General features: G+C 67.8%; 1 protein-coding gene. It reads left to right on the top strand.

All coding sequences use genetic code 11. The features are described 5' to 3' along the window. Positions 1-247: 247 nt before the first annotated feature. Positions 248-1,471: an IS110 family RNA-guided transposase gene (locus AWQ68_RS00035; RefSeq protein ID WP_084463511.1), complete on the top strand. Its 1,224-nt coding sequence runs from the start codon at positions 248-250 to the stop codon at positions 1,469-1,471. Positions 1,472-1,498: the final 27 nt, after the last annotated feature.

Raw genomic sequence — 1,498 nt, 5'->3', positions numbered from 1 at the left:
GGTTCCTAATCAGTTCTGGGAGTAAGCCATCCGGCAGACTCCTGGTGGTAGCCGCCGGCAGGTGAGCACTTCTGGTTCCTGGACGTTGAGTCCTGACGAAAGACCGTGCCCCTGCCGGTCGGCCGGGAGAGTTGATCGCTGATGGGATGTCGTGCCCGCCTGGTTGGCGTGAGCACTGCTTGATTAGGTCGCTGATGGTTCTCTCGCTGGCTGCGCAGGGTGATCGACATCGAGAACGGGAGGACCGTTGCGGTTGTTCGTGGGTGATGACTGGGCTGAGGACCATCACGATGTGGAGGTGATGGACGGCTCCGGCCGGCGGCTGGCCAAGGCCCGACTGCCCGAGGGCGTGGCCGGAATGGCCCGGCTGCACGCCATCGTCGGCGAGCTGGCCGGGGACGAGGCCGACGAGGTTGAGGTGCTGGTGGGCATCGAGACCGACCGGGGGCCGTGGGTGGCCGCGCTGGTGGCCGCCGGATACAGGGTGCTGGCAGTCAACCCGTTGCAGGCGTCCCGGTTCCGTGACCGACTCGGGGTCTCGGGAGCCAAGAGCGATGCCGGTGACGCGCATGTGCTGGCCGATATGGTCCGCACCCACGCCCACGAGCTGCGCGCCGTGGCTGGGGACTCGGCCCAGGCCGAGGCTGTCAAGGTCGTGGCTCGCACGCACAAGACGCTCATCTGGGAACGGACCCGGCACACCCAGCGGCTGCGGCATGCCCTGCGTGACTACTTCCCCGCCGCGTTGGAGGCGTTCGAGGATCTGGATGCCGTCGATGCCCTGGAACTGCTGGCCAAGGCCCCGACGCCGGTACAGGCCGCCCGATTGACGATCGGGCAGATCAGCGCCGCGCTCAAGCGGGCCCGCCGCAAGAACGTGGCTGGCAAGGCCGCCGCGATCCAAGCCGCTCTGCGAGCCGAGCACCTGGGTCAACCTGAGGTGGTGGCCGCCGCCTACGCCGCCTCCGTCCAGGCGCTGATCGCTGTCCTGGAGGTGCTCAACACTCAGGTCAAGACGCTGCAAGGGCAGGTCGAGGCGCATTTTGGCGAGCACCCGGCCGCTAAGATCGTCCTGTCCCAGCCCGGGCTGGGACCGGTCCTCGGCGCCCGGGTGCTCGCAGAGTTCGGTGACGACCCCCAGCGGTACGCCACCGCCAAAGCCCGCAAGAACTACGCCGGAACCTCCCCGATCACGCGAGCCTCCGGCAAGAAGAAGATCGCCCTGGCGCGGTTCGTGCACAACGACCGGCTTATCGACGCCTTGCTCACCCAGGCTTTCAGTGCCCTGAGGCTCTCGCCCGGCGCGCGTGCTTACTACGACCGGCAACGCGCCCGCGGAGCGGGCCACAACGCCGCGCTGCGCCAACTCGCCAACCGGTTCGTGGGCATCCTGCACGGCTGCCTCAAGACCGGCACGCTCTACGACGAGGCGACCGCCTGGTCGCATCACGCAGAGTCGGTTGCAGCTTGACATCTAAGCTCCTGGGATGTCTTTCGT

This window comes from Microtetraspora fusca (assembly GCF_001570365.1).
GTDB classification, from domain to species: Bacteria; Actinomycetota; Actinomycetes; order Streptosporangiales; family Streptosporangiaceae; genus Microtetraspora; species Microtetraspora fusca.
The sequence above is the reverse complement of the archived record's forward strand: the minus strand, read 5'-3'. Positions and strand labels throughout refer to the sequence as shown.